This window comes from Bradyrhizobium sp. LVM 105, assembly GCF_003957705.1.
GTDB classification, from domain to species: Bacteria; Pseudomonadota; Alphaproteobacteria; order Rhizobiales; family Xanthobacteraceae; genus Bradyrhizobium; species Bradyrhizobium frederickii.
Genome location: NZ_QZMV01000095.1, coordinates 1 through 1,053, shown reverse-complemented (window position 1 = coordinate 1,053; position 1,053 = coordinate 1). Strand labels below are relative to the sequence as shown.

Sequence of the window (1,053 nt, the reverse complement as noted above, 5' to 3'; positions counted from 1 at the left end):
GGGAAGAGAGGAAAGAAAGAGAAGAAAGGAGAGGGAGGAAAAGAAAAGAGAAGAGAGAGAAGAAAAAAGAAAAAGGAAAGAAAGAGGAAGAAGAGGAAAAAAAGAAAAGGAGGGGGAGAGAGGGGAAGGGGAGGGAAGGGGAAAAAAGAAAGGGAAAAAGGAGGAGGAGGAAAAAAGAAAGAGAGAAAGAGAAAAAGAGAAGAGGAAGAGAAGAAGAGAAGAAAAGAGAGAAAGAAGAAGAAAAGGAAAAGGAAAAAGAAGAAGAGGGAAAGGAAGAAGGGGAAGAAGAAAGAAAAAGAAAAAAGGGAGAAAAGGAGAGGGAGGGGGGAAGGAGGGAGAGGAAGGGAAGAAAGAAGCCAGGAAAGAGAAGAGAGGGGAGGGGGAGAGAAGGAGAGGGGAGGAGGAAAGGGAAGGAGAGAGAAAGGGAAGAAGAGAAAAGGGAGAGAGGAGAGGAGAGGAGAAAAAGGAGGGGGAGACGGGAGGAGGGAGAAAGAGAAGGAGAGAGGGAGAGAGGGAGAAAAGGAAAGAGGAAGGGAGGAAGGGACGGCGGAAGGAAGACGAAGAATAGGAGGAGAAGAAGAGGAGAGAAGGAAAGAGGGAGAAGAGGAAAGGGAGGAAGGGGAGAAGGGAGGGAGAAGGGGAGGAAGGGAGGGGGAGAAGAAGGGGAGAGGAAAAAGAGGGAGGGAGAGGAAGAAAAGAGGGAAAGGGAAGAGGAGGAAAAGGAAGGAGAAGAGAGAGAAAAGAGGGAAGGGAAGGAAAAAAAGGGAAAAGAAGAGAAAAGAGAGGGAGAAAAGAGAGAAAAGAGAGAGAGAAGAGAGAAGGGGAAGGAAAGGAAAAGGGAGAAGGAAAAGGGGGAAGAGAAGGGAAGAAAGAAAGGGGAAGAGGAAGAAAAGGGAAAGAAAGGGGGAAGGAAAGGAAAGAGAGGGGAGGAAAGGAAAGAAGAGAGAAGAGGAAGAGGAAGAGAGAAAAGGGGAGAGAGAGGGAGGGAAGGGAGGAGGAGGAGAGAGAGAAGGCGAGGACAGCCCGGTGCCCTCGACCGCGAAGAAATTCCTG

At 48.8% G+C, this 1,053-nt stretch carries 1 protein-coding gene; it reads left to right on the top strand.

Translation table 11 applies throughout. The annotated features are described in order from the left end of the window. A partial coding sequence (locus tag D6B98_RS42210) for a hypothetical protein (RefSeq protein ID WP_164719178.1) occupies nucleotides 1-1,053 on the top strand: 1,053 nt, incomplete at both ends.